Genomic DNA, 24368 nt, shown 5'->3' on the forward strand with positions numbered 1-24368 from the left:
GGTAGGCACGCCTGGCTTGCGGGAGCGGGTTCTACCGCCCGTGCTACAGCACCAGTGCCGCGTGCAGGCACTCCAGTGTGGCCAGGGCATCCTCGCACCGGCCGGGGTGTACGGGTGAGGTCTGTACCACCGTGCTGCGCGTGGCCGTCAGCCAGCGGAACCGCGACGCCAGGGGCAGCTGCCCGATGGTACCGCCTTCCCGGCGCCCGGCGCAGATTCGCTCGAAGGCCCTGAGCCGCTCCTGCAGCTCGGCCATATCCAGCTCCCCGGCAAACACCCGGAGCCGCTCCTCGTTCAGCGCAAACCGGGTCTGCAGAAAACCCTGGGAGGCGCAGTACACGATAACGCCCACGTTGAGAAACTCCTCCCGCTCTACCCGGGGCATCACCCGGATGACGGCATACTCAAATAAGTGCTTTTCTGGCATCCTGCGCGTGCTTGACAAATAGTTCGGAGGCGGCCAGGCGAGCCGTCAGAAAGTCGACGTAGGCCTGCCGGTGCTCCGCGGCAGTTTCAAACGGGGCATCGTAGGTCAGCCACTCGTCGGGCACCAGCTCCACGATGGCGCGGAACAGCTCCGGCGAAAGCAGCGCGCGGGCCTCAGCGCCAACTTCTTCCAGCTCAGCAGCCTGGGGCAGCAGCACGTGGTCTTTTACCTGGGCAAACGGGCGCCGGGCCTGCTCGTCCACGTTGGTCCAGGAATGATGAAAGTAAAAGGCCGCGCCGTGGTCAATCAGCCAGAGCTCCTTGTGCCACATCAGCATGTTGGTGTTGCGCGCGGTGCGGTCCACGTTGGTAATCAGGCAGTCGAGCCACACGATCTGCGAGGCCAGGCGGCTGTCCACGGTCGTTACCAGCGCATCGAAGGTGATGGCGCCCGACAGGTAGTGCAGTGCGAGGTTGAGGCCCTCACTGGCCCGCAGCAGGTCCTGGATTTCCTCGTCGGGCTCGGTGCGGCCAAAGGCCTCGTCGAGGGTCATGAACACGAGTTCGGGTACCCGCAGGCCGAGGGCCCGGGCCAGCTCCCCGGCAATGAGTTCGGCAATCAGGGCCTTGACGCCCTGCCCGGCGCCCCGGAACTTGACCACGTAGAGAAAGCCGTCGTCGGCCTCCACAATGGCGGGCAACGAGCCGCCCTCGCGCAGAGGTTTCACGTACCGCGTCACGTCCACGGTGCGGAGCTGGAGAGAACTGGGCATCATGCAGACATTCTTCAAATTGTATTCAGCGGCCGACCGGAGAAATAAACGCAGCGTGCACCTCACGTAAGCCAGGCGCCTGCTTTTAAACCGAAGCCGCGTTAACACACCGGTTGGAAATGCCAAAGTACGGACGCCCGGGCGAGTGCGGCCATTGAGCGGCAGAATAAATCCGGTGCCCGGTCAAACGTTGACCGGTGGCCCCGCATACCGGATCGGCGGCATATTTTGGACACGGGCTTGCCTAACAGCACAGTAAATTCCTGAAATCAAGTCGTTTCACTGAAAGCTGCACCTTCAAACCAGGCTTTAAAAAATGAGTGAGGGAGGTCGAATTATCGTTGCCGTTCCCGGCGTAAAATCATTCGCTTCATTGCACTAAATAAAAAAGGCCGACGATTCTCGCGAACCGTCGGCCTTTTTTTGGTGCTCCCGCGTTTATTCAGCAGCGGGCTGGCGCTTGGGACGGCCCCGGCGCTTGGCTTCGCCGTTAGCATTCGACTCGGCTTTCGCACGGGCCTTACGGGGCTTACGCTCAGCTACATAGTCGTCAGCCAGCATCGACTGCATGTCGTTTACGGCTACCGACAGGGCTTCGATTGCGCTGCCTACTTTTTTCAGGGCGCGCTTAAGGTCCATTTTAACGGCTTCGCTTTGCTGCGCCGTCTCAACGACCTTTTGGAATTCTGTGAAATCAAGCATTAGGCAGATTAGTAAAGTGAGGAGTAGATTTCCTTACTACGGCAAATAAATACAATGTTTTGCTTTTGGGGTTTTTTATTTTTCAAATACCCATTGCAAATACCGCGTGCTGCCGTTTTTCCGGGCTCCAATGATTTAATTACGGCCCGCTCCCGGGAATTATTTGCTTGAATTCCGCTACCGTGCCGAGGCCGGCGCTTGGCAGGCGCTGGGGAATATTTTTTCCAATCAATTCGACGCACAGATCCGGTCTCCGGAGCTCAGCACACTGGATTAAAAGCCGATTCAGTCCTGTTACCGGCAGTCAGCATTACTACTTTACTTAAAAATCAATGGGGTTGTCCCACCCTTTTTACCTGCTCAGAAACACGGTCAGGGCGCCTGAGCAGGTGAGCGTGAGCTGGTGCATGGCCCGGGTGCAGGCAACGTACAGCATGCTCTTATCAACGTCGGTTTTGTAATTACGGGCCGAGGCGAAGGGAACAATAACCACATCAAACTCCAGCCCCTTCGCCAGGTGGGCCGTCGTGACGATAACTCCTTCTTTAAAGGTCGTGGAGTCCTGCGTGAGCAGATGCACGCCCGGTGCTTCCAGCGCCTGGTACACCTGCTCGGCCTGCCGGAGCGTTTTGCAGATGATTCCCAGGGATTGATGGGCCGAGCTGTGGAAGGCTACCACCAATTGCCGGATTGCCTCCAGCTCCTCGCCGGTGGTGTTGAAACCCGCCACGACGGGTTCCGGGCCGTGCCTTTCCAGTGGAATGATGTCAGGATTGGGAGCGATTCGTTGCGCGAAAGCCGTAATCTCAATAGTCGAGCGGTAGCTTCGATAAAGGCGGACCACGTCGGCCTGCGGAAAGACCCGCTCAATGGTTTCGGCCGAAGAAGCGCTGTAGGGATTCACCGTCTGGCTGACATCGCCCAGAATGGTTTTTCGGCACAGAAACAGGCGCGACAGCACGGCGTACTGCACCGGGGTGTAATCCTGCATCTCGTCTACCAGCAGGTGCCGGACGTGCTCATAGGCAGTAATGCCCTCCAGCCGGATCCGCAGGTAAATCAGGGGAAATACATCCGCGTATTCCAGCGTCATGCGATGGTCGAGCCTAAGCAGGCCGGGCTCCCCGATCCAGCGGTAAAAGTCCCGGTAAAGGTCCACCACGTTGTGCAGCCGGAACATACGCGGAATAGCCTCCCCGATCGTGCCTTTCTCCTCCCCGGTGAGCTTGCGGCCCGCCGCATCGCGCACATACGCCCTAACATCGTTGGCCACCAGCGGAAAGCGCTTTAACAGCGGAACCCGATGGTAGGTCTTGAACTTGGCTTGCAGAAAGGAGACGGGGACAACGGTTCTACCGACCCGCAGCTCGGTAAAGGTGAAATAATGGTTCTCGATATGGACCAGGTACTGGTTTAGCCTGCTCAAAAAGTCAAACGACGATTTAAACCGGATCCGCTCGATAAAAGCCGGTTCGTGCGCCTCCAGCAGGGCCGTTACCTGCTCGAAGAAGGTTTGAAACTTGTAGCGGTTCTCGAGCAGATCGGCCGCCAGCTCTTCCATGCCCAGCTCCGGAATGTGTTCCTCGCCCAACTCGGGCAGCACGTTGGAGATATAGTCGGCAAAGACCTTGTTGGGCGAGATGATGAGTACGTCCTTGGCGGCAATGGTTTCCCGGAACCGGTACAGCAGAAACGCAATCCGGTGCAGGGCAATGGACGTTTTCCCCGAGCCGGCCACGCCCTGAATGACCATTACCGAAGCCTCCTCATTGCGAATGACCGCGTTCTGGTCGCGCTGAATGGTCGCGACGATGTTCTTCATCTTGTCGTCGGAGGACTTGGCCAGCTCGCGCTGCAGCACGTCGTCGTGAATATTGACGTCGTTCTCGATCATGAACTCCATGCGGCCGTCCCGGATTTTGTACTGCCGCTTTAGCTCGATGGTGCCCCGAACCATTCCGGAAGGCGTGGTGTAGGAGGCTTCCCCCAGCTCGAAGTCGTAGAACAGCGAGGAAATGGGGGCCCGCCAGTCGTAAATCACGTTCTGGCGCTGCCGCTCGTCCAGAAAGGAATACACGCCGATGTAAACCGGCGTCACGGCCTTGTCCGGGGCGGCGAAATCGATACGCCCGAAGTACGGGGACTGGCCCAGCTTGAAAAGCTTGCGTTTCCGGGCCACGGCCGCCTCGCCCGTGAAGGCCATGCGGTTGATGGACTGACCGGCGGCAACCATATCGGCCTCGTCCATGCCCGACTGGTGCTCGTGAACGTACTCCTTCTTCTGCCGGAGCTCGTCGGAAAACTGCTTTACGGCGTCATCCACCCGCTTGATTGCCAAGGCCAGCTGCTCCTTGATTTCTTCCAGGTATTCTCTTTCCTCTTGTTCCGTGGCGTTGATCATGTGCTGCTCCTGAAAATTGGGACGTCAAAGGTCACCTCAATTTCCGGGCTACAGAAGCGCCTGGCGTTTTTATTCGGTGCCGTTGCCTTTCAGATAACTGCTTTTATAGTTTGAGTTCAATTTGACCAGGACCACCTGCCGCACTATCCAGGTCGATAAGTCCGGGTAGAACGGCCCGGTCGGGGCTCACCTAGTTTACCTGCTTACGCAGTAGACCTTCCAGCTTCTTCTTCCCTGCACCGGCTACTACTGACTACCCACTTGTATTATCTTTGTCTGTTTCAGCCTACTATAGATTCTCCGTCGAGCAGCCAATGACGCTTGTTTATTCTATGCTTAAAAGGTCAGAGAATACGCTCAGCCCGCTACTTCCGGTGCTGGCAGGCCTGTTGATGGTACTATTGCCAGGTGCCGCATACGCTCAGCAGGAGCCGAAACTTATGGTTCCTATCGGCCACACCGCCAAGGTGCTGCATTCGAAATTCAGCCCTGATGGCAGGCGCCTGGTAACCGTGGGCGGCAAGCTGACAATCATCTGGGATTTAGCCACCGGCCGGCGACTAGCTGAGTTACAACGCACATCGCGAACAATAAGTCGTGGAGAAGGTGTAGTCTTTAGTCCCGATGGAACACGACTGACAGAGAAAAGAAGAACGCACCTCGTACAGCCAAAAGAGGTTCCGTTGTGGGATGCGGATGGCAATCTGATTGCCACCTTGATACACCAGAACTGGGTATGGCAAGCTGAGTTCAGCCCCGACAGCAGGCACCTGCTGACGGCTGACTCACGTGGTGAGGTTAAAATCTGGAATGCGGCCACTGGGCGGGAAGAGCAAACACTAACTGCCAACAACGGCTTATCGCACGCCCGCTACAGCCCCGATGGGTTGCGCATCATCACGTCCGGCTCCTCCAGTGTAGAAGTGTGGGATGCTACGACTGGCCAACTAATTCGGGAGTTGCCCCTTCCCGGGGGACAATCGACAGAAAGCGGGATCGATGATGCGCTTTTCAGTCCCGATGGAACCCGGATTGTGACGATGAGCTCCCAAAAAGCTCAGGTGCGGGATGCCAGCTCCGGGGCCCTGCTTACGGAGATGGATCTGGGTGGAAAGTACGCGTCATTGGCGTTCAATAGGCGGGGAGACGCACTTCTCTCCGTAGCCTCACATTCTTACGATTCCGAGCCTGTTAAGCTGTGGCAATTTCCTTCAGGGCGTCTGCTTGCCACCGTGTGGAGCGGCACCGAGGCGGCCAACTTCGCCGAGTTCAGCCCTGATGGCCGCTATGTGGTAGCAGGGGGTGGGAAACCGGAAATTCTGATCTGGGATGCGACGACCGGCCAGAAGCTCCATGTTCTGAAGGGGCATGACTATGGGTCCAAGTCAGTTGCCTGCACCTCCGATGGCAGCCGCCTTGTGGTAACTGAGTCGTACAAGAAGCCCAAGCTATGGGACTTACAGACAGGAAAACTGCTAGGCGAGTTTACCAATGATGCCGATATTGACAACGTGGTGCTAAGCCCCAACGGTAAAAAGGCAGTTTTCACCACCGGATTTAACTTGCAGGTTTGGGACCTCGACAGGCGTCAGCCCGAGGTCGAGATGCGGGGCTACAGCCACGCCGTCGAAAAGATAGCGTTCAGCCCGGACCGCAAGCAGCTTATTACCAGCAATCAGACGCCTGGGTCGGAGCGGTTATGGAACCCTGGAACCGGGGAGCTGCAGGCGCAAGCGATGCTGGCTGCCCCCGACGCGGATATCATAATTTACAGTCCCTCCTACCATAAGGCACTGAAAATAGCAAAGGAAGGAGGCACCACTGAAATCTGGGACACGCAAAAGGGCACGGTGCAGGCGGTGCTTGATAAAAGCTCAGCGAGTGGAATTGGCAGTGGAGTATTTACGCCCGATGAAAAGAAGCTGGTAACGATTGACAAACGCCTTGGCCGGGTATTTATTCGTGTCTGGGACGTGGAGACCGGCACTCAGCTTTTTGCCATGATTGACAGCCAGGGAGGAAGCGGTATATCGGAGGTATTTATCAGTGCCAATAGTACTTATGCCGTTACATCCGACGCCATGGACGGTACTATTAGCTGGAATTTAGCAACCGGAAAAATAGCAGGTCGGCTCCCCAAAGTTTTTGGGATCAAAGCCCCCGGCTTTATTGGTACCAGTCTTTGCTTTATCACAATCCAACCTAAAGGCACTCCCAGGATTTGGGACGCCAAGACAGGCGGCCTGGTAATGACCCTGAAAGGCCATACAGGTCCCCTCTCCTATGCCGTCAGCCCCGACCGCAAACGACTGCTAACATGGCCTAACGGCCATGCCGCTGACCAGTTCATGTACCCGAAAGCGAAGGGGGATAGCGTGGCCCGCTTATGGGACCTGGAAAAGCGTGTTCTATTGACCACCCTTTCTGGCCATAAGGGAGGTGTGGAGGCTGCCCAGTTTTCTGCTAACGGCCGATTTATTGTGACGCTACCTGTGGAGGGAGACAGAGTGCGAGTGTCGGATGGCCATACGGGTCAGAAACTGCATCTGCTGCCAACAAAAGGGACCGATGCTGAAACAACCATTATCAGCAAGGATGGGAAGCTGCTGTTTACAACTGGCGGTTCAAACGCCGGTATTGAGAAGTGGGATCTGGCTTCCGGCAAGCGGCTCCTTATAATTCAGAATACCCAATCCCACCTCAGCAGCTTAACTTATAATGATACAACCCATGAATTGCTTGGGGGTAACTGGGGTGGAGGAATTATCCTGTGGGACACCAACACGGGTGCTATCCGGCAGTCCTTTACAGGCCACAAAGGCCGTATTCTGGCTGCTCAATTTGGCTTAACGGCTGGCACTTTAATTACTGCCTCCGAGGACCATACGGTTAAAGTCTGGAACGGGAAAACCGGAGCCCTGGTCAATACCCTCTTGCCGCTCGGAGCAGCAGATTACATTAATATAGTGGCCGGGGGTTATTACAAATCCTCGACTGGCGCGGCCCGACTACTGCACTACGTAACTCCTGACCTTAAGCCCATATCCTTCGAGCAGCTCGACGTAAAGTATAACCGGCCCGATAAGGTACTGGCCGCCATGGGCAGCACTGACTCTGTTTTGCTCGGGGCTTATCGGCGGGCCTATCAGAAGCGAATCCGCAAGCTGGGGCTGGACACCACGCAGTTTCAGGCCGGCTACAATGTACCGCTGGCCAATATCCGAAATCAGGCTGCCTTACCCTACGAGCAAACCCAGCCTACTCTGCGCCTGGAGCTGAGCGCCCGCGACTCGGTCGTATTACTGGATCGTTTTAACGTCTGGGTCAACGAAGTTCCGATGTTTGGAACTCAGGGCATCAGTCTGCGTCGCGCCCGTACCCACAAGCTCGATACGACTATTACCGTCAACCTGTCAGTGGGCGTAAACCAGCTGGTATATACTGTGGTAAATGACGCGGGCGCCGAAAGCTACCGTCAGCCGCTACAGGTGCGCTTCACCCCGTCCGGCACTCCACCCGAAGAGAAAGTTTACTTCGCCGGCATCGGCCTCAACGAATTTGCTGAGCCCGGCCACAGCCTGACGTGGTGCGTGAAAGACATTCGGGACTTAGCCAGGGCGCTACAGGAGAAATATGGCAGCCGCTTGGTGGTGGACACCCTATTCGACTCACAGGTGACGCTGGCCAACGTGCAGGCGCTAAAAAAGAAGCTTAGTGCCTCTTCCATTCACGACAAGGTAATTCTGGCTTACTCGGGCCACGGCCTTTTCAGCAAAAGCTACGACTACTATCTTTCTACTTATGCCGTGAGCTTTGCTAATCCGGAGACGGGAGGCCTTGCGTATGACGAGCTAGAGCAGGTGCTGGAACAGGCTCCGGCCCGTAAGAAGCTGATGCTGCTGGATGCCTGCCACAGCGGAGAAATTGACCGGGAGGAGCTGACTAAGCTACAGCGTGCTGCTCCTCAGCTGGCAGCTGTAGGTGTGAGTGGTGCCCGTGGTGCCATAGAAGCGAATGTGGAGGCGGGTAATAAACGCGTAGGTATGGAGAATAGCTTTGAGCTGATGCGGCAGCTATTCGTTAACGTTGGACGCAGTACCGGCATCACTACCATCTCGGCTGCCGGAGGTATGCAATTTGCTTTGGAGCAGGGCCACCTCCGCAATGGTGTATTCAGCTACTCTGTGCTTGAGTATATGCGCGCTAATCCCACTGCGTCCGTGTCGGGCCTCAAGCGGTATGTCATTCAGCGCGTAAGCAACCTCACGGCAGGCATGCAAGTGCCTACCACCCGTAACGAGCCGTTGGCTGTGGATTGGGAAGTATGGTAAACTGGCACAGATCCAACTCCGCGCCCACGCCATTTCCCCATCGTCAACACCTTAATTTACCGCGTCCTATCTGAATTCCTACCGTTTAGCGTGGATGAAAAACCAGTGCGTACGAAAGCGCCGCGCCCACCGCTGCGCTTCCGGAACCTGCGGTAAGCCTACCAGCTCCTGTGCCGCCTGACGCAAGCTCTCCGTATTGGCAATCAAGAAAGCGCGACGCGGCGTATTGGCTGCGCTTTCGGCCGTGGCAGACACCGTCCAATAGTAAATTGTATTCCGACTCAAACCTATTGCGGCAGTCTGGAGCTCAAGTCGTGGGGAAGCGGTACGCAACTGCACCAGTGGATCTCCGGCGGCATCGGTTAACGTAAACCAGACCGGGGAGCGGCCAGCAGTTTCCTGCCATTCGAAGAGTATCAAGGGTTGCTCCAACACAGCCGAGTCCACAGGCGCCAGCTGGGGAGGCGAATCCCCCCGGGCCACACCGCCTAACGGGGTATTCCCAAGCTTAGGAGGAGCACTGCTTTGCTCATGCATGCTGTTCCATACGTACGCCAGGTAGGCCCGGCCCGTACTCATGCTGCTGGTTTCAAATGCCTTCTGCAGAACAGCATATGATGCTACGCCAGGCTTGGCATAGGAGATATTACGCCCTTGTTTGTCGAGTAGGATTACCTGTGCGCCAGGCCTAAGCACCAGGGCCTGCCCTTGCTGCACAGCAGTACGGGGCTGCAGAGGCACCAGCGTTGCCTTATTCTTTAAGAACGCCTCCCCACTTACGTGGTACGTGTAAAGCTGCGCAAAACCGGCATGACCAAGGAACAAGCACAGCACGATAGACAGTAAAGCTGACTTCATAGCATCTGAATGTTAGTTTGCAGAGACTACATAGCTGGAAATACCCCACTTTTTATGGAGCCACGTGACGATAGAGCCGTATAGATCAAGTATGTCTGCAGCAAGCACTATAGTGAGCACTGCTACTGTCGTGTTTATACTGATGTTAGCACTAGCATAGAGCTGAATCATACCGTACACGACCAGGATGCCGGAAACAAACTGCACCAGTTTGATCAGCGGGTAGCCCCACAGACGGTGGTTAACTGCCAGGTACATGAACAGCAGCATATGCAGGTAGCAGAGTACGAAAGCCAGCAGCAATTCCATCCAGACCGGAGCATTGTTAATGTAGTCTTTATGTAACATCATCGACACAATGTTGGCCTGAATAACGGGCCCATACATGTCCGGCTTGCTACGACCAAGCTGTTTCGGATTTAAGGGTGTAAAATGAAGGTCTTCCAGACTTGAACTGTTGCCGATATGGACGCCCAGAAAGCCGAGAATAACTATTTTATCTCGTAGGGCAGCCGGCGAAACCTTGCCAGACAGAATCTGGGCACCTTCGAAGTGTACAAACCGATTGATGTTTCCCCTATAGTTGATAATCTCTTCGCTTTCATCCCGGCGTTGCAACGCTTCATAGGCGACCGGGTCTGCCAACTCTACCACGGCTGCACTCCAGCTGTTATAGGTAGTTGCCCCAAGGGTATAAAAAGGTCTGAAATAACGAATCGTGGCGTTCAGCGAGTCGTCCCCGACGAAATTCAGATAGCCTGTTTTGCCCGGGGCAAGACCCGTGGTGGATTCTACTAGCCGCGCTGTGCCAGCAACTGGCTCATACAGGTAGGTTCCCGTGACCAGGCGGTGCTTATTGTCCTGTAGCGCGGCGGCGAGCTGAGCTGAGCCCGCGTCCTGCCGGTCAGGAAAGTAAGCATCAAGCGCAATAACCCGGGGGTTGGCTTGCCCGGTTAACGCTATTAGTGCCGCCAGTTCGGCCCGGTTGGCAGCTCCGATGTTAATCAGTACGATACTAGTGTCTACAGAAGTACTCTGGTTGATTTTAGCGTAGTACACGTCCGTGTAGCTAAAGTCCTTGAGCACCTCTTTGATCGGATCAAAGGCTTCAAAGCTAAAAGGCAAGCGGGACAGGATGCTTAGCAGCAGGAAGAGCAAGCTCGTAGCTAGCAATGCTTCGAATGGCAGCCTTTTTGGCGAGTTAGGCAAAGGAGAGTCTGGCAGCATGTCAGGGCTTGGCTATCTGAAATACCTGCTCGGAGATACTCACCGATTCGGGAGGCAGGCCGACGGATGTTGCCCCGCGCGAACCCGTGCGTTGGTAACTTTCCCGCAGCAGGGCAGCAAAAGGATTAGTGGGTACATCGCTCCCCCGACTCTGTACCTGACCATGACCATTGACCAGCGGCCGCAGATCCATAGGCTCCGCTGAAGCAATGATCTTGAACATTTCCTGTCCATAGGGCTGACCAATGCGTAAAATGTTCGGAAGAAGAATACTTTTCCCCGGCTCTACCAGGTAGTCTGCAGCGGGCAACGCGCCCGACGGAATTAGCACCGTCATCTGATTGTCCGGCTGGATGTCGAGAATAGTGAAGTACGCCTTCTTGCGCCCCTCGTTTGTGACTTTTAGTTGCATATAGTCACCAGCGTAATAGACTGTTCCTCCACTCCCGTTGCTTTTCACTGCGGGAAGCAGCCGTTGGTCAACCCGCACGACATTTCCCTCTTTCTTGACCGTAATCGGCACCAATTCCAGTACTACTTCTAAACCAGGTGCCTGGGCCGTTAACTGACGAATATACTTGGTCTGAGACACGGATGCAGCGGCATTCAACAGAGCCTGTACCGTAGCACCCTGGTTTACAAAACTAGCCTCGGGGAGGTCGATTACCTGGTCGTGGGAAGTTATCAGGCGCGGGGGTTTTCCGGCTTGCTGCTCCACCAGCAAGTCCACTGGCCCGCTGTCTACGGGCTTTATAAACGGGCGGCGTTGCAGAGAATCCCGCAGGTGTGACTTAAGGGACGCATCAGCCACATTCAGGCGGAGGCTGACTGCTGAACGCCTGAAATGCCGTGAAGTAACGAGCACCCAGGCTTGCCTCGCGTTCCCGGTTAATGGCTGATTTAATTGGATAGTTGCTGAGCCTAAGAGGGTGCTAGTAATTCGGCCGGTCGCCAAGGGATGAGTAGCACTTCCGACTTCCGTATCGGGCGGGTAAAGGGCTACTGTCGTATTTTCGCAGAGCCCCTGCAGGGAGCCTCCATTAATCGTCAGTTCCCGGTCACTGATCCAGCTTAAGGGCTTATAGTGAGCGGGAAGGGTAACTGTCCGGCCTTGAAACACCCGGCCATTGGTTGTACCTTCTACCTGTGGTGACTGAGTGGGAGCAGTAGCTGCCATTTCAGATTTAATACGGTCAAATAAGCTCTCGTATGTAGGTGCCGTCGCGGCCGTGCTTAGAGCGTTTGAAAAGGCTAAGGAAAGAGAGCCCACACAATTACCGTGGGTATCCGTAGTCTCAAAATTTAGCTGGCTGGGGCCTGCCCCAAAAAAGCATACCAGCGGGGCCTGCGCGCTTGCCACACTTCCCTCACTCACACCAAAGGTGCAACCCTCCACACAGGTCTGGGCGGTAACCGATGGGGCTTTGTATCCAGGCGGGGCAAATACTTGCTGGGTTCCGCGGTGTCGGGCAAGGCCCCGGGTCCCGGTCCCGGAATGACAAGCGTCGAGCACGGCCAGCACCTCACCTTTGGGACCGGCTTTCTGGCGAAGTGCTCCTAATAAATTGCCGAGCTCGTCATCCCTCAGATGGTGCTGGCCCTCGTACTTGCCTGGCTCAAACCGGATAGCGGCATTATACGGAACAAGCGCTTCATCATAACCATCTGTTTCATCACCATTGTCATCCGCAATCTGCTGCCCATGGCCGGAATAATGAAACACGATTACGTCATTAGCCTTGACGCGTGCGCTCAGGCCCGACAAGGCCGCCACAATACCGGATTTGGTTGCCGCAGCGTCCGTTAACACCTGAATATTAGCCTCTTGAAAACCCTGGCGCTGTAAGGCCGTCTTGATCAGAGACACATCATTGACCGAGTTGATGGGCGACCAGCCAGAACCATCGGGATACGCCCCTACGGCTATGATAAGCGCGTGCTTGGTTGGTGCGACTGCATTCTGTGCCTGGGTTAAGGCCGCCAAATGGCTCAAGAAGGTCAGGCTAGCAAGAAGAATAAGCAAGTGTTTCATTGCTGAATAAAATAGCAAAAAGCAAAGCGGGCAGAACAGCAAATATCAACAAAATCTACAATTGCTTTTGCGTAACTATGCCGTTAGGGCGCTACTTGCTGCTCACTCGCCCACTAACACAAAGGCACCCCAGTAATAGGGTTCCGGGTGTTGGGCTTTGATTTGTAGCTGGGCCGCCTTCAGAGCGGCCCGTTTGGTTTGTCCGCTTAGCCAGTTCTTGTAAAAGGCCGCCATCAACTGTTTGGTGACAAGATCGTCAACCCGCCACAAACTCATCATAATGCTCTTGGCTCCGGCTACCGTGAAGCCACGCTGCAAGCCGTAGACCCCTTCCCCATTCAGCACTTCTCCCAGTCCGGTCTCGCATGCGGAGAGTACTACTAACTCCGTGTCCTGCATGTCCAGCAGTGAAGCTTCGTATGCTGTCAGAATTCCGTCCTCGGTGGCAGGCTTTACTTTAGCGTCCCGAAAGTTGGTCACCCCGGCCAAGAGTAACCCTGAGCGGAGCATTGGGTCAATCGCTGCCGAAGTCTGGGCTTCGGTTAACTTCTTTCCGTTTTGAGCAGATACGGTCCTGCTCTCTGGCACAAAGAAACCGTGGGTGGCAATGTGAAGAACGCGTGGGCGATGCAGGTCGCGGATGGCCTCTTCTGTAGCAGCAGCCTGGGTGTACCGGCGGCGAGGCACGTTGGCCGCTGCAAACAAACGGTCTAATTCCTCTATCTCGTCGGCGGTGCCTGGCAACGGTGGTATCTCACCGGCCTTTAGGAAACTCTCCCTGTAGTTATACGAGCCGCGTGGGCTCGCCGAGGCGCGGGCCATGGGCTCCATTGCTGTGCTAAGCCGATAGGCTGGGTTTCCGACTAGCACACCTTCATTGACGGGGTGGCTTCCAGTCGCTGGCTTACGCGCTAGTTCACGTGTGCTGCCCACTAAGCGCACGTCTAGTTCCTCGAGCAGAAACTTGCCCGTCGCAGGGTTTTGCAGCGTGTTTAGGTTGATCTGCTGATATACCCCATCGGCCGACAGATAGACCCTCTTGGTTCCAGGCGGGAGAGCCCGCGAAATAGGCTGCCAGAAGGCCTGGTACAAAACTTTAGGGTCAGCCAGGTTGGCCGTAGCGGCGTTAGCGTCAATTGCACCGCGAGTTCCTGTAGCAGAGTGCGTGAGATGCCGGTAGGCTGGCAGGTACCGTCCTTCCAGCTCATTAGCATTCCTCAGCACTACCAGCTGTGGGGTCTTACTACGCGGTGTTAGTACATAGGCCGAGTAGTAGATGGTATCCGTGAATGTATTGCGAAACCAACGATACCGGACCATCTCAATTGCCGCCTCCCCTGGCTTTAGAGTACGTTGTACCTGCTGACAAGTGGCAATGGGCAAGCTAGTGCCCTTTTCAAATGTTGCTGATTTGGCAGCAAGCTCTTTTTCCATTTGATTCGCCTTTTCAGCAAGCTGGGCAAGGTCTAGCAAATGGGTTTTCTGCTCCGTCAGGGATAAGGAGCGGGCCGTAGCCAATTGGCGTTTGGCCGCCTGCCACCGCGCAAACCGCTGGGTCAGGGCCGTGTCGCTACTGGCTAGTATTTGGTGCTGCATTCCGGCTGTAGCTGCCAGCAGCAGGCCTTTCGTGAACAGCAGAGTATTATAAGCGGTAGTCGCGGTAGCTGGAAAGGCGTTATTAAACCCGATTTTGGATAACACACTTTGACCAAATTCGGCAGTAAGCGAAATAGTAATAAGAAACTGTTGTCTTTCGCGTTCACTCAAACCTGGAAAAGTTACACGCACATGTTGTAACAGAATAGTAACAGCCTGGGCATTAAGGGCTCCGGCTTGGATATGGCGTCCCATACACTCATAAAGCTCAGCCAGGTTATTAAGCGAGTTAGCATAATCCGGGTGCTGCTCGCCCAGCTGCTGCTTGCGAATCGTAAGAGCCTTTTGAAGAAGAGATTCTGCCTGGGTGTAGCGCCGCATTAGTTTGTAAAGGCTACCCAGATTATCGAGCGAGTTAGCATAATCCGGGTGGTACTCACCGAGTTGCTGTCGCTCAATGGCAAGTGCCTTCTGGTAAAGGGGCTCGGCCTGCGCATAGCGCCCTATCGACATGTACAGGCTCGCCAAGCTATTAAGAGATGCGGCATAGTCCGGGTGCTGCGTGCCCAGCTGCTGCTTGCGAATCGTAAGGGCTGTTTGAAAAAGAGGCTCAGCCTGGGTATGCCGACCCATTGACTCATAAAGGTTAGCCAGGTTATTAAGCGAGTTGGCATAGCTGGGGTGCTGTTCGCCAAGTCGCTTTTTACTGATGGCTATTGCCTTTTGGTAAAGCGTCTCGGCCTGGGTATGACGCCCCATCGACTCATAAAAGCTGGCCAGGTTATGCAACGAGTTGGCGTAGCTTGGATGCTGCTCGCCGAGTTGCTGCTTTTCAATGGCTATTGCCTTTTGGTAGAGAGACTCGGTTTCCGCGTAGCGTCCCATCGCCGTATAAAGACTGGCCAGGTTATGCAACGAGTTGGCGTAGCTTGGATGCTGCTCGCCAAGTTGCTGCTTTTCAATGGCTATTGCTTTCTGGTAAAGAGCCTCTGCTTCCGCATAACGTCCCATTGCCGTATAAAGACTGGCCAGGTTATTAAGGGACACTGCATAGCCAGGGTGCTGCTCGCCGAGCTCTTGCTTATTCGTAGCTAACGCAGCTAGATACAGGGGTTCGGCGCGGGCATAGCGCCCCATCAATTTGTTGAGACTGGCCAAATTATTAAGTGAAGCGGTATAATGGGGATGCCGCTCCCCAAGCTGCTTTTTGTTAATGGCCAGAGCGTTTTGGTAGAGCAGCTCCGCTTTCGCGTAGCGCCCAGTCGACTCGTAAAGCAGCGCTAGGTTGCAAAGGGAGGTAGCATAATTAGGGTGCTGCTCACCAAGTTTTTGTTTTGCCAGGGCTACGGCTTTCTGACCTACCAGAACTCCCTGTTCGTACTGACCTGCTTGGTATAGGCGCTTGGCCTCTTGGTTGAGGCTAGCAATTGTAGCACCTGCCTGCCCTAGTGACAACCTGGCTTCCGTTCCCATCAAGAATATCAGTACCAAGAACCTTACTGATATGTTGGGCACTTTCACAAACCACCTGATAAGTAAGCAAAGCAAGGCAGGCATTCGAAGGAGGATTTAACTGATCGAATCTAAAATCAGACGTACAAGTTACCAAGGATTTTTCTTATATAAATTATAAGCAAAATTCAAATATTTTTACTATACATTTCCTTTTCTCCTGGTTCTTTGCTTGGCAAATTTCTGAATACCGTTTTGACTGGTCATTTGGTGAGCAGACCCGCCGTGACCAGCCTTTCGCAGCCGAAGCTCACTTTTAATTGCTATCCTTTAGTGCAAGCTTCCCGTGTTCAAATTACGATGGCCTTTGTGCTAGCCCGCTTCCTGCCGCAGATTCCGCCCAGGACCCTCTTTCTGGTTGATGGCCTGGGCGGGCTGCTCTCGGCGGTGCTACTGGCCGGGGTGCTGCCCGCGACCAGGCTTGGTCAGGCGTTTGGCATGCCGCTGCGGGTACTGCACCTGCTGGGTGCCCTGGCGTTCGGGTTTTGCGCCTATTCCCTTCTGCACTACTGGCGGCTGCCCGCCAACTGGCCGCCGCGGCTGCAGGCCATTGCCGTAGCCAACCTGCTGTACTGCGGCCTGTCTGCCGGCCTGGTGCTGTACCTGCTGCCGCAGCTGAGTGCCCTGGCCCTGCTGTACTTCGCCCTGGAGATTGTCGTGGTCGGCGGGCTGGCAATCATGGAGCTTCAGGCCGCCAAATCTTCGCCTGACCGCCCGGCCGCCCGGCCTCCGGAGTAAAGGATACCGGTCCCGGGCACCCACCCCGTCCGGCATCTGCAAAGGAGAATGAAAAGAGCGGCCCCTTTTTGGGAGGCCGCTCTTTTTCTCGTTCACCCGCAGGCTACTTCACGGGCTTGCCGTTGATATCGAGCAACGTGACGCTGCCGTTGGCAAATTTCCTGACCTCGTCGAGCTGCGTAGCTTTATCGCCCACCACGACGTACACCAGTTCTTTTTCCTGCATGTACTTGCCGATGACGGTTTTGAAGTCATCTACTTTCATCTGCATCAGCGCCTGCTGGTCGTCCTCGATAAACTTCGGTGACTTGTTGAATTTACTGACCCGGCGCAGGATGCCCAGCTTCGCCCCCTGGCTTTCGTAAATCAGCGTGTTGCCTTTCAGGATTTTGCTTTTCGCAATTTCCACATCGGCCTGACTGAAAGTGGGCCCATACTCGGTCAGCATCTCGCGGATAAGCTGCAGCGAAGCCCCGGTGGCATTGGCGCGCACGCTCGTGGAAACGACAAAGGGCGCCATGTCCTTTAGCTCCTGCACCGAAGAAGCCGCCCCATAGGTATAGCCCTTCTGAATGCGCAGCATCTGGGTCAGGCGCCCACTGGCCCCGCTGCCCAGCACGGCATTGGCAAAGGTGGCTTTGCTTAGGTCGGGGTCGGTGCCGGTTAGGGCCAGCTTGCCGATGTAAAGCACCGACTGCTTGGCATCGGGCACGTCGATAAAGTAAACTTTGCCCGCCGGGCTTTGAGCGGAAATCGTCTGCCTGGGGATATTGACCGGCTTGGCGGCCCAGCTGCTTTCCAGGGGCTTCAGCGTTGCGGCTACCGTATTCTGGTCGATGGCGCCCACTACGTGAACGGCCGCGCCGGAAGGCGAAATATTCGAGTTGTAATACGCTTTCAGATCGTCCAGCGTAATGCCGGCCGTGGTCTCCAGTGTACCGCTGCCGGGAGTGCTGAGGATGTGATTCGGGCCGTAAAGCAGTTTGAAGAAGTTCTGGCTGGCAATGGCGGCGGCGCTGGCTTCCTGGCCTTTGAGGCCGGTAGCCAGGGAGCGTTTCAGGCGGGCAAACTCGGCGGCATCCCAGCGGGGCTCCAGCAGAATTTCCTGCACCAGGGCCAGGGTGGGCGCGAAGTTGCGGGCCAGGCAGCGGGCCTGCACCCGCATTTCTTCGTTGGCGCTGGTTACCGAAATCGTGGCTCCCAGCAGGTCAATGGCTTCCTCGAGCTGGGCCGGCGTTTTCCGGGCGGTGCCCTGCATCAGCAGCTGGGCCAGCAACGAGGCGGTGCCGGCTTTGTCCAGCGGGTCCAGGTAGTGGCCGCCGGGAATGGTGACATCAAACGACACAAGCGGAATTTCGCGGTTCTCGATACCGTACACCCGCAGACCGTTGGTCAGAGAAGTGTTCCAGATCGGCGGCATCTTGAACAATGGCGTTTCCAGGAAAGGCGGCTCCGAGCGGTCGTGCTTGGTAACGGTTTTCTCGAACTTGGCTTCCTCGCCCTGTCCTACGTCCTCGTTCTGAACCCCGGCTACTACCTTCTCCTGGTACACGCTGGCCAGCTGCGCGCCCTGCACCACCAGACTCTGCTGGCCTTTGGGCACCACGCTGGTCATCACATAGGGCTTGCCTTTCAGATACTGGTTGTACACCCGCAGTACGTCCGCGCGCGTGACGGCCCGGCTCAGCTTGGCGGCTTTCACCAGGTAGGCCGGGTCGCCGGCAAACTCATTGTCTCGGCCCATCTGCAGGGCTTTGCTGAGCACGGACTCCACGCCCGAGTACAGGTCGGTTTCAATCTTGGCCCGGATGCGCTCCAGCTCGGTATCCGAGAATCCCTGGGTTTCGAAACGCTTCAGCCCTTCCTGGATGGCGCTGTGAACCTGCTGCAGACTCGTGCCCGGATTCGCCCGCACCTGAAACGTAAACTCACCGGCCAGCTCGCTGCTTTGCTGATAGCTGTTCACGCCGGGGGTCAGCTTTTGCTCCTCCACGAGTACCTTATACAGGGGCGACGTGCGGTTGCCGGCCAGCAGCTGGCTTAGCACCTCCAGGGCATACGTATCGCGGTGGTATTCCTGGATGGTCGGGAACACCATGCGCAGCTCGGGCAGGCGGGCAAAGTTGTCTTCCAGGTACAGCGACTTCACCTGCGTCAGCGTGACCGGCTTGGGGCCCAGGGGCTTTACCTCCGGGCCCTTCTTGATTTCACCAAACCAGCGCTGCACCTTGGCTTTGGTTTCGGCAATATTGATGTCACCGGAAATAACCAGTGTGGCGTTGTTGGGTCCGTAGTACTGGTTGTAGAACTCCTTGACGTCGGCCAGGGTGGCGGCCTGTAAATCCGGCAATGAGCCGATTACCGTCCAGCTGTACGGGTGGTCGGCGGGGTACAGGTTTTTGCGAAGCACTTCGTTGGTAAAGCCGTAGGCGACGTTGTCGTAGTTCTGCCGCTTTTCGTTTTTGACCACCTGTATCTCGCGGGCCAGGGCCTCCGCCGTCACCGTCTTGATCATGTAGCCAAGGCGGTCCGAGTCGATCCACATGATCTTGTCGAAGGCATCCTTGGGAATCACTTCATAGTACTGCGTGCCGTCGCTCCAGGTGCTGCCGTTGCGCTGCCCGCCCCACTCCTCAATCAGCTTGCGGTTGGCGCCCACCGGGGCATTTTCCGAGTCGTTGAAGGACATGTGCTCGAAGAAGTGGGCGAAACCGGTTTTGCCGGGCTTCTCCCGGCTCGAACCCACGTGCATAATGGTTGCCACGGCCACGATAGGGTCAGAATGGTCCTCGTGCAGCACTACCTCCAGGCCGTTTTCAAGCACAAACTTTTCGTAAGGCAGCGAGAACGCGCCGGCCTTGGCATTCGCTGCGGCAGGCTGGGTGGTTTTACAGGACCCTCCCACCGCCAGCGAGGCAGCGGTGAGCAGGAAGGCAGCAAGTTTAGTGGTGTGCTGATGCATTACTGGTAAAAGATGGTGGGTGAAACGGCTGAGAGAACAGGAGCAATAGTAGCGCTTATTTGAGGAGCGCCCTTAAGCGCACAACCCCGCGGCACCGCCTCCGGCATATGGCGGCATTGTGCTGCTTTGCGAGCCAGCAGACCAAGTACACACCCTGGTCGTTATGGTTGCAGGGTGCGCGGTCACAGATCCAGGAGTAAGGCAGACGCACCAGACACCAGCTGCAGAGCTGGAAGACGAGCAACTTCTGCCTCAGCCCGTCCCATTTCTTTCGCCCCACCGGGCGCACCGGTCTTGCGTTGACCACTTCGCCTTTCCACCAGCATGAAGGTAACGTCGGCTGCTGCGTGCAAGACCTCACCCCTGCCCCAAAACAAAAAGCCCGCTGACAGCTGCCAGCGGGCTTTTCTTACCGATTCACCTATGCGCTATTCGCGTACGAAGCGGCGCGTCGCCGTGCCATCGGCCGAGGAAGCGCGCAACAGGTACACCCCCACGGGTAGCGTCCGCAGGTCGATGGAGTGGTGAGCGGCTGAGGCAGCCGGTAGCATTGCGTGGTAAACCACCTGGCCCAACGCATTCAGGACCGTGAGCTGCACCGGCTGAAGCACACCGGTCAGTTCCATCATCAGCTTGCCGTCGCGGGTGGGATTGGGGTAAAGCTGAAACGCAGCAGTGGCGGCACGCCCAGCAGTAGCGGTAACCACCAGCGGAGCCGAGGGCAACGAAACGCAGCCGGTCGTGGCGTTGGTGGTCGTTACGGTGTAGGGACCCAGCTGCGCGGCTGTGTTCACCACATAGGTGGCATTGGTGGCGCCGGCAATGGCCACGCCGTTGAAATACCACTGGTTGCCGGTGCCCGCGCTGCTGGTGAGCGTAGTCGTCGGGCCGTTGTACGCCGCCGAAACCGTGGGGCGGGCGGGCAGGGCGTTGATGGTGACCGTCGTCGAGGCGGTGGCTCCGCCGCAGGCGCCGGTGCTGCTCACGGTGTTGGTGACGGTATAGGTGCCGGCCGCCGAGGCTCCTAGGTTGATGGCTCCGGTGCTGGCGTCGATGCTCAGGCCAGGGGTAGACGTAAAGGTACCCGTCGTGGCTCCTGTGCCCAGTGCAGGGGCGGCGGTGCCGGTGGCGCATAGCATCGCGCTGGCGTAGCTAAACGCCGCCGATGCCGGGGCCGAGATGGTAATTGTCGCCGTGCTGCTGCTGGGGCAGCTGCCGCCCACGCTATACGTCACGGTGTACGTGCCGGGTGTACTGGCGCTGGGGTCAATGGCGCCCGTGGCCGCGTTCAGACTCAGCCCCGTGCCAGCGGCAAACGTTCCCCCAGGGGTACCCGTGATGCTCGGCGTAGAAGTGGGGCTGCTGTTGCAGAAGGCCGTGGCGGGGTAGCTGAAGGCTGCCGATGTGGCCGGATTCACGGTAATGCTGGTGGCCGGTGAAGTAGAAGAACAGCCGCTACCGCTCGTCACGATAACCGCGTAGCTGCCCGCCGCGCTGGCTGAGTACGTGAACGTGGTGGCACCGGCAATAGGCTGGCCATTCAGCAGAAACTGATACGTAGCCCCAGAACCGCCCCCACCAGCCGTCAGCTGCACCGAGGTACCCTGACAGATGGCGGTGACGCCGCCAGCGGTGAGCGTTGCAACGGGCGGTGCCGCCAGCGTGATGGTAGCCGTGGCCGTGGCAGCCGCGCAGGAACCCGAAGCCGGAATGGTATTGGTCACGGTGTAGGCACCCGCCTGGCTGGCGGCCAGGTTGATAACCCCGGTGGCCGGATTCAGGCTCAGGCCGGAGGTGGAGCTGAAAGTACCGGCACTGGCGCCGCTGCCGAATACGGGTGAAACGTTTCCCTGAGCGGCTGCGCAGTAGCTGCTACCGGCGTAGCTAAAGGTGGCTACTGGAGCCATGGTAATGGTAACCGACGCCGTGGCCACAGCCGTGCAGGCCGTGCCTACGCTGTAGGTGACGGTGTAGGTGCCGGCCGTGCTGCTGCCCAGGTCAATAGCACCCGTGCTGGCATTCAAGCTCAGCCCCGCCGTTGAGCTGAACGTGCCACCCGTCGTGCCCGTGATGGTGGGCACGGCGCTGCCGCCGCTGGCGCACAGCGTAGAGGAAGCATAGGCAAAGGCCGCGCTGGGGGCCGCCGTAATCGTTACACTGGCCGTAGCCGTGCCCGGGCAAGGGCTGCCCGCCGAGTAGCGCACGGCGTAGGTGCCGGGCTGGCTGGCGGCCAGGTTGATAACGCCCGTGCTGGCGTTCAGGCTTAGGCCTGCCGGGGCGCTGAACGTGCCGCCCTGCACCGAAACCGTGGGACCGGGGTTGGTACCGGCATTCTGGCAGTAGCTGGCGGCGCCATAAGCCAGCGTAGGCGTTGTCACGGGGTTCACCGTGACAGTTGTTCCGGCTGAAGTAGCCGTGCAGTTGCCGGGATTGGTGATGACGACGCTGTAGGTACCGCTTTGCGTGGCGGCATACGTAGCCGACGTAGCTCCGCTGATGGGCTGGCCATTCAGCAGAAACTGGTAGGTAGCATTAGTACCGCCGCCGTTAGCGGTCAGATACACCGCACTGCCCTGGCAGATGGTAGTGGAACCACTCACTGCCAGTGCCGCCGCCGGTACGGCGCTTACGCTTACCTGGGTAGTAGCCGTAGCGGCCTGGCAGGCTCCATTGGCCGCAACCGTATTCGTGACGGTGTACGTACCGGGCTGACTGGCCGCCAGGTTGATGGCGCCGGTGCTGGCGTTTAAGCTCAGCCCCGCGGGGGTGGCCGTAAAGGTGCCCGGTGCCGCGCCGGGCGACAAGGTGGCTGTAGGGTTGGCGCCGCTGGCGCAATAGGCCGGGGCCGCGTAGCTGAAGCCCGCCGCGCCGGGTGTGGCCACGGTTACTTGCTGGCTGCTGCTACTGGGGCAGGGACCTCCCACGCTATAGGTGACGGTGTAGGTGCCGGCCGTGCTGCTGCTCAGGTCAATGGCGCCGGTACTGGCATTCAAGCTCAGCCCCGCCGTTGAACTGAATGTGCCGCCCGTCGTGCCCGCGATGGTAGGTACCGGGTTAGCGCTGCTCTGGCAGTACGAAGCGGCGTTATAGGCGAAATCTGCCGTGGTGAGCGGATTTACCGTAACGGCAACCGAGCTCGTGTTGGAGCAGCCGTTGTTCGACGCAGTCAGCGTGTAGGTGGTCGTGACGGGGGCCGCACCGGTGTTGGTCAGGGTCACGGTAGGCTGCGCTACGGAGGCATTGTTCAGGCCGGTGGTAGGGCTCCAGCTGTAGATATAGCCTCCTACCGGGGCCGAGCCACCCAGCTGCGCCGAGCCGCCGGAGCAGAAGGACCGCGCCGGGCCGGCGTTAACGGTTACGGCAGGGTTTACGGTGACCCGCACTGTACTACTGCCCACGCAGCCCGTGGGCGACACGGCCGTGAGGGTGTAGGTTGTATTAATAGGCGCCGCGCCGGTATTGGTGCGGGTGACGATGGGCTGGGACGAAGTCGTGCTGCTCAGGCCCGTGCTCGGCGACCAGCTATACACCAGGCCCGCCACGGGCGCAGCCCCAAGCTGGGCCGACTGCCCCGAGCAGAGCACCCGGTCGGGACCGGCGGTAGGCGTGGGTCGCGGCTCTACCGTCACCGTAACGGTACCCGTGTCCGTGCAGCCATTGCTGCTGCCGGTTACGGTGTAGGTGGTGGTAGCGGTGGGCGAGGCAATTGGCGTGGCTGAGTTGGGGTTGCTCAGGCCTGTGCTCGGCGACCAGCTGTAGGTCTGGGCGCCGCTGGCTGAAAGCGTAGTTGACGTACCGGCGCAGATGGTAACGTTGCCCGTAACAGTCAGCACCGGTGTGGCCCGTACGGTTACCGTGGTCTGGGCAGTGCTCTGGCAGCCGGCAGCATTGCTTACCGTCACGGTGTAAATGGTGGAAGCCGTGGGCGAAGCTACGGGGCTGGCTACGGTGGTGCTGCTGAGCCCGGTGGCCGGGCTCCACAGGTAGTTCGTGCCGCCGCTGGCGTTCAGCGTGACGGACTGGCCCGAGCAGATAGTGGGGTTCACCGGGTTCACGCTGGCCGTGGGCAGCGCGTTCACCGTGACAGCCACCGAGGAGGTAGTCGTGCAGCCGTTGGCGCTGGCCGTCACGGTATAGGTGCCCGAGCGGTTTACCCCCACGTTGGCGATAGAGGGGTTTTGCAATAGTGAGGTAAAGCCGCCGGGGCCGGTCCAGGAATAGCTGGCGCCCGGCACAGTGCTGGCCGTGAGCAGCAGATTGCCGGTGGCGCATACAGGGGAGTTGCTACCCGCCGTCACGGTTCCAATATTGGTGATAATCAGGTCCTGGCCGTTGTCGCTGCCGATTGTCGTAGGATTGGATGCCACTACCCGCACCCGGTAGCCCGAGCCCGTTACCACATTGGCCGGCAGCGTTGCGTTGATGGTGCTGCCCGCCGTGCCGGACAGCGAGCCAATGGCCACCGGCGCGGCGAATGAGCCGGTTTCATCGGACAGCTCCGCCGTGAAAACATTACTGGGGTCGATAAAGCCGCTCACCGTGTAGTTTACCCGCACCGTGGATGTTCGGCAAAACGTAGTCCCGTTCTGCACGGAAGTGGTGATGGTAGCTGCCTGGCCCAAACTGGCCCAGATCGTACTAAACAGCAGGAAGAGTAAACCCGGAAGTAAACGGTGTTTCATAGGAAGGACTGAAAGAGTGAGAAAGGTGGTGAGAAAGTGGCGTGTTGGACCACCGTGGAGGCCCGGAAAGAAGTCTATGCGGGGAAGGTTCGCGTTGGACGCGCCTCAGCCGTTTCGGTTTAATCAGT

General features: G+C 57.7%; 12 protein-coding genes. 2 read left to right on the top strand and 10 right to left on the bottom strand.

The window, feature by feature from the left end; genetic code table 11:
• Positions 1-43: 43 nt before the first annotated feature.
• From LJY25_RS17360 to LJY25_RS17375, 4 genes are all read right to left on the bottom strand, one after another.
• Entirely contained in the window at positions 44-427 is a 384-nt protein-coding gene (locus tag LJY25_RS17360; RefSeq protein WP_227609744.1) for a DUF3037 domain-containing protein, read from the bottom strand.
• Positions 405-1202, bottom strand: a complete 798-nt coding sequence (locus LJY25_RS17365) for a HipA family kinase (RefSeq protein WP_227609746.1) — start codon at positions 1200-1202, stop codon at positions 405-407. Before LJY25_RS17365 ends, LJY25_RS17360 begins: the two co-directional genes overlap by 23 nt.
• 435 nt (positions 1203-1637) lie before the next feature.
• Entirely contained in the window at positions 1638-1901 is a 264-nt protein-coding gene (locus LJY25_RS17370) for a hypothetical protein (protein WP_227609747.1), read from the bottom strand.
• Positions 1902-2253: 352 nt separating this feature from the next.
• Entirely contained in the window at positions 2254-4302 is a 2049-nt protein-coding gene (locus LJY25_RS17375) for a HelD family protein (protein ID WP_227609749.1), read from the bottom strand.
• Positions 4303-4616: 314 nt separating this feature from the next.
• On the opposite strand from LJY25_RS17375, the gene LJY25_RS17380 reads away from it, so the two are divergent.
• Positions 4617-8633 (top strand): caspase family protein, encoded by a 4017-nt coding sequence (locus LJY25_RS17380; protein WP_227609750.1) that lies wholly within the window; start codon positions 4617-4619, stop codon positions 8631-8633.
• Between the two features lie 78 nt (positions 8634-8711).
• Here the strand turns inward: LJY25_RS17380 and LJY25_RS17385 are convergent, their stop codons facing one another.
• From LJY25_RS17385 to LJY25_RS17400, 4 genes are all read right to left on the bottom strand, one after another.
• Complete coding sequence (locus LJY25_RS17385) at positions 8712-9491, bottom strand: hypothetical protein (protein ID WP_227609751.1); 780 nt, start codon at positions 9489-9491, stop codon at positions 8712-8714.
• A gap of 12 nt (positions 9492-9503) precedes the next feature.
• Complete coding sequence (locus tag LJY25_RS17390; RefSeq protein ID WP_227609752.1) at positions 9504-10718, bottom strand: CHASE2 domain-containing protein; 1215 nt, start codon at positions 10716-10718, stop codon at positions 9504-9506.
• Position 10719: 1 nt separating this feature from the next.
• Positions 10720-12750, bottom strand: coding sequence for a caspase family protein (locus LJY25_RS17395; RefSeq protein ID WP_227609754.1), 2031 nt, complete (start codon positions 12748-12750; stop codon positions 10720-10722).
• A gap of 102 nt (positions 12751-12852) precedes the next feature.
• Positions 12853-15867, bottom strand: a complete 3015-nt coding sequence (locus tag LJY25_RS17400; RefSeq protein WP_227609756.1) for a CHAT domain-containing tetratricopeptide repeat protein — start codon at positions 15865-15867, stop codon at positions 12853-12855.
• A gap of 291 nt (positions 15868-16158) precedes the next feature.
• Here LJY25_RS17400 and LJY25_RS17405 point away from each other — a divergent pair, with 291 nt between their 5' ends.
• Entirely contained in the window at positions 16159-16596 is a 438-nt protein-coding gene (locus tag LJY25_RS17405; protein ID WP_227609757.1) for a hypothetical protein, read from the top strand.
• Positions 16597-16699: 103 nt separating this feature from the next.
• Here LJY25_RS17405 and LJY25_RS17410 read toward each other — a convergent pair whose 3' ends face one another.
• Positions 16700-19558, bottom strand: coding sequence for a M16 family metallopeptidase (locus LJY25_RS17410; protein WP_227609758.1), 2859 nt, complete (start codon positions 19556-19558; stop codon positions 16700-16702).
• Positions 19559-19986: 428 nt separating this feature from the next.
• Positions 19987-24240: a T9SS type A sorting domain-containing protein gene (locus LJY25_RS17415; RefSeq protein WP_227609759.1), complete on the bottom strand. Its 4254-nt coding sequence runs from the start codon at positions 24238-24240 to the stop codon at positions 19987-19989.
• Between the last annotated feature and the right edge of the window lie 128 nt (positions 24241-24368).

Origin of the sequence: Hymenobacter translucens (assembly GCF_020685205.1) — a bacterium.
Classification (GTDB): domain Bacteria; phylum Bacteroidota; class Bacteroidia; order Cytophagales; family Hymenobacteraceae; genus Hymenobacter; species Hymenobacter translucens.

Bases quoted from the DNA above. Each gene is read 5' to 3' on its own strand.
- LJY25_RS17360 (WP_227609744.1), bottom strand. From the start codon at position 427: ATGCCAGAAAAGCACTTATTTGAGTATGCCGTCATCCGGGTGATGCCC.
- LJY25_RS17365 (WP_227609746.1), bottom strand. From the start codon at position 1,202: ATGATGCCCAGTTCTCTCCAGCTCCGCACCGTGGACGTGACGCGGTAC.
- LJY25_RS17370 (WP_227609747.1), bottom strand. From the start codon at position 1,901: ATGCTTGATTTCACAGAATTCCAAAAGGTCGTTGAGACGGCGCAGCAA.
- LJY25_RS17375 (WP_227609749.1), bottom strand. From the start codon at position 4,302: ATGATCAACGCCACGGAACAAGAGGAAAGAGAATACCTGGAAGAAATC.
- LJY25_RS17380 (WP_227609750.1), top strand. From the start codon at position 4,617: ATGACGCTTGTTTATTCTATGCTTAAAAGGTCAGAGAATACGCTCAGC.
- LJY25_RS17385 (WP_227609751.1), bottom strand. From the start codon at position 9,491: ATGAAGTCAGCTTTACTGTCTATCGTGCTGTGCTTGTTCCTTGGTCAT.
- LJY25_RS17390 (WP_227609752.1), bottom strand. From the start codon at position 10,718: ATGCTGCCAGACTCTCCTTTGCCTAACTCGCCAAAAAGGCTGCCATTC.
- LJY25_RS17395 (WP_227609754.1), bottom strand. From the start codon at position 12,750: ATGAAACACTTGCTTATTCTTCTTGCTAGCCTGACCTTCTTGAGCCAT.
- LJY25_RS17405 (WP_227609757.1), top strand. From the start codon at position 16,159: ATGGCCTTTGTGCTAGCCCGCTTCCTGCCGCAGATTCCGCCCAGGACC.
- LJY25_RS17410 (WP_227609758.1), bottom strand. From the start codon at position 19,558: ATGCATCAGCACACCACTAAACTTGCTGCCTTCCTGCTCACCGCTGCC.
- LJY25_RS17415 (WP_227609759.1), bottom strand. From the start codon at position 24,240: ATGAAACACCGTTTACTTCCGGGTTTACTCTTCCTGCTGTTTAGTACG.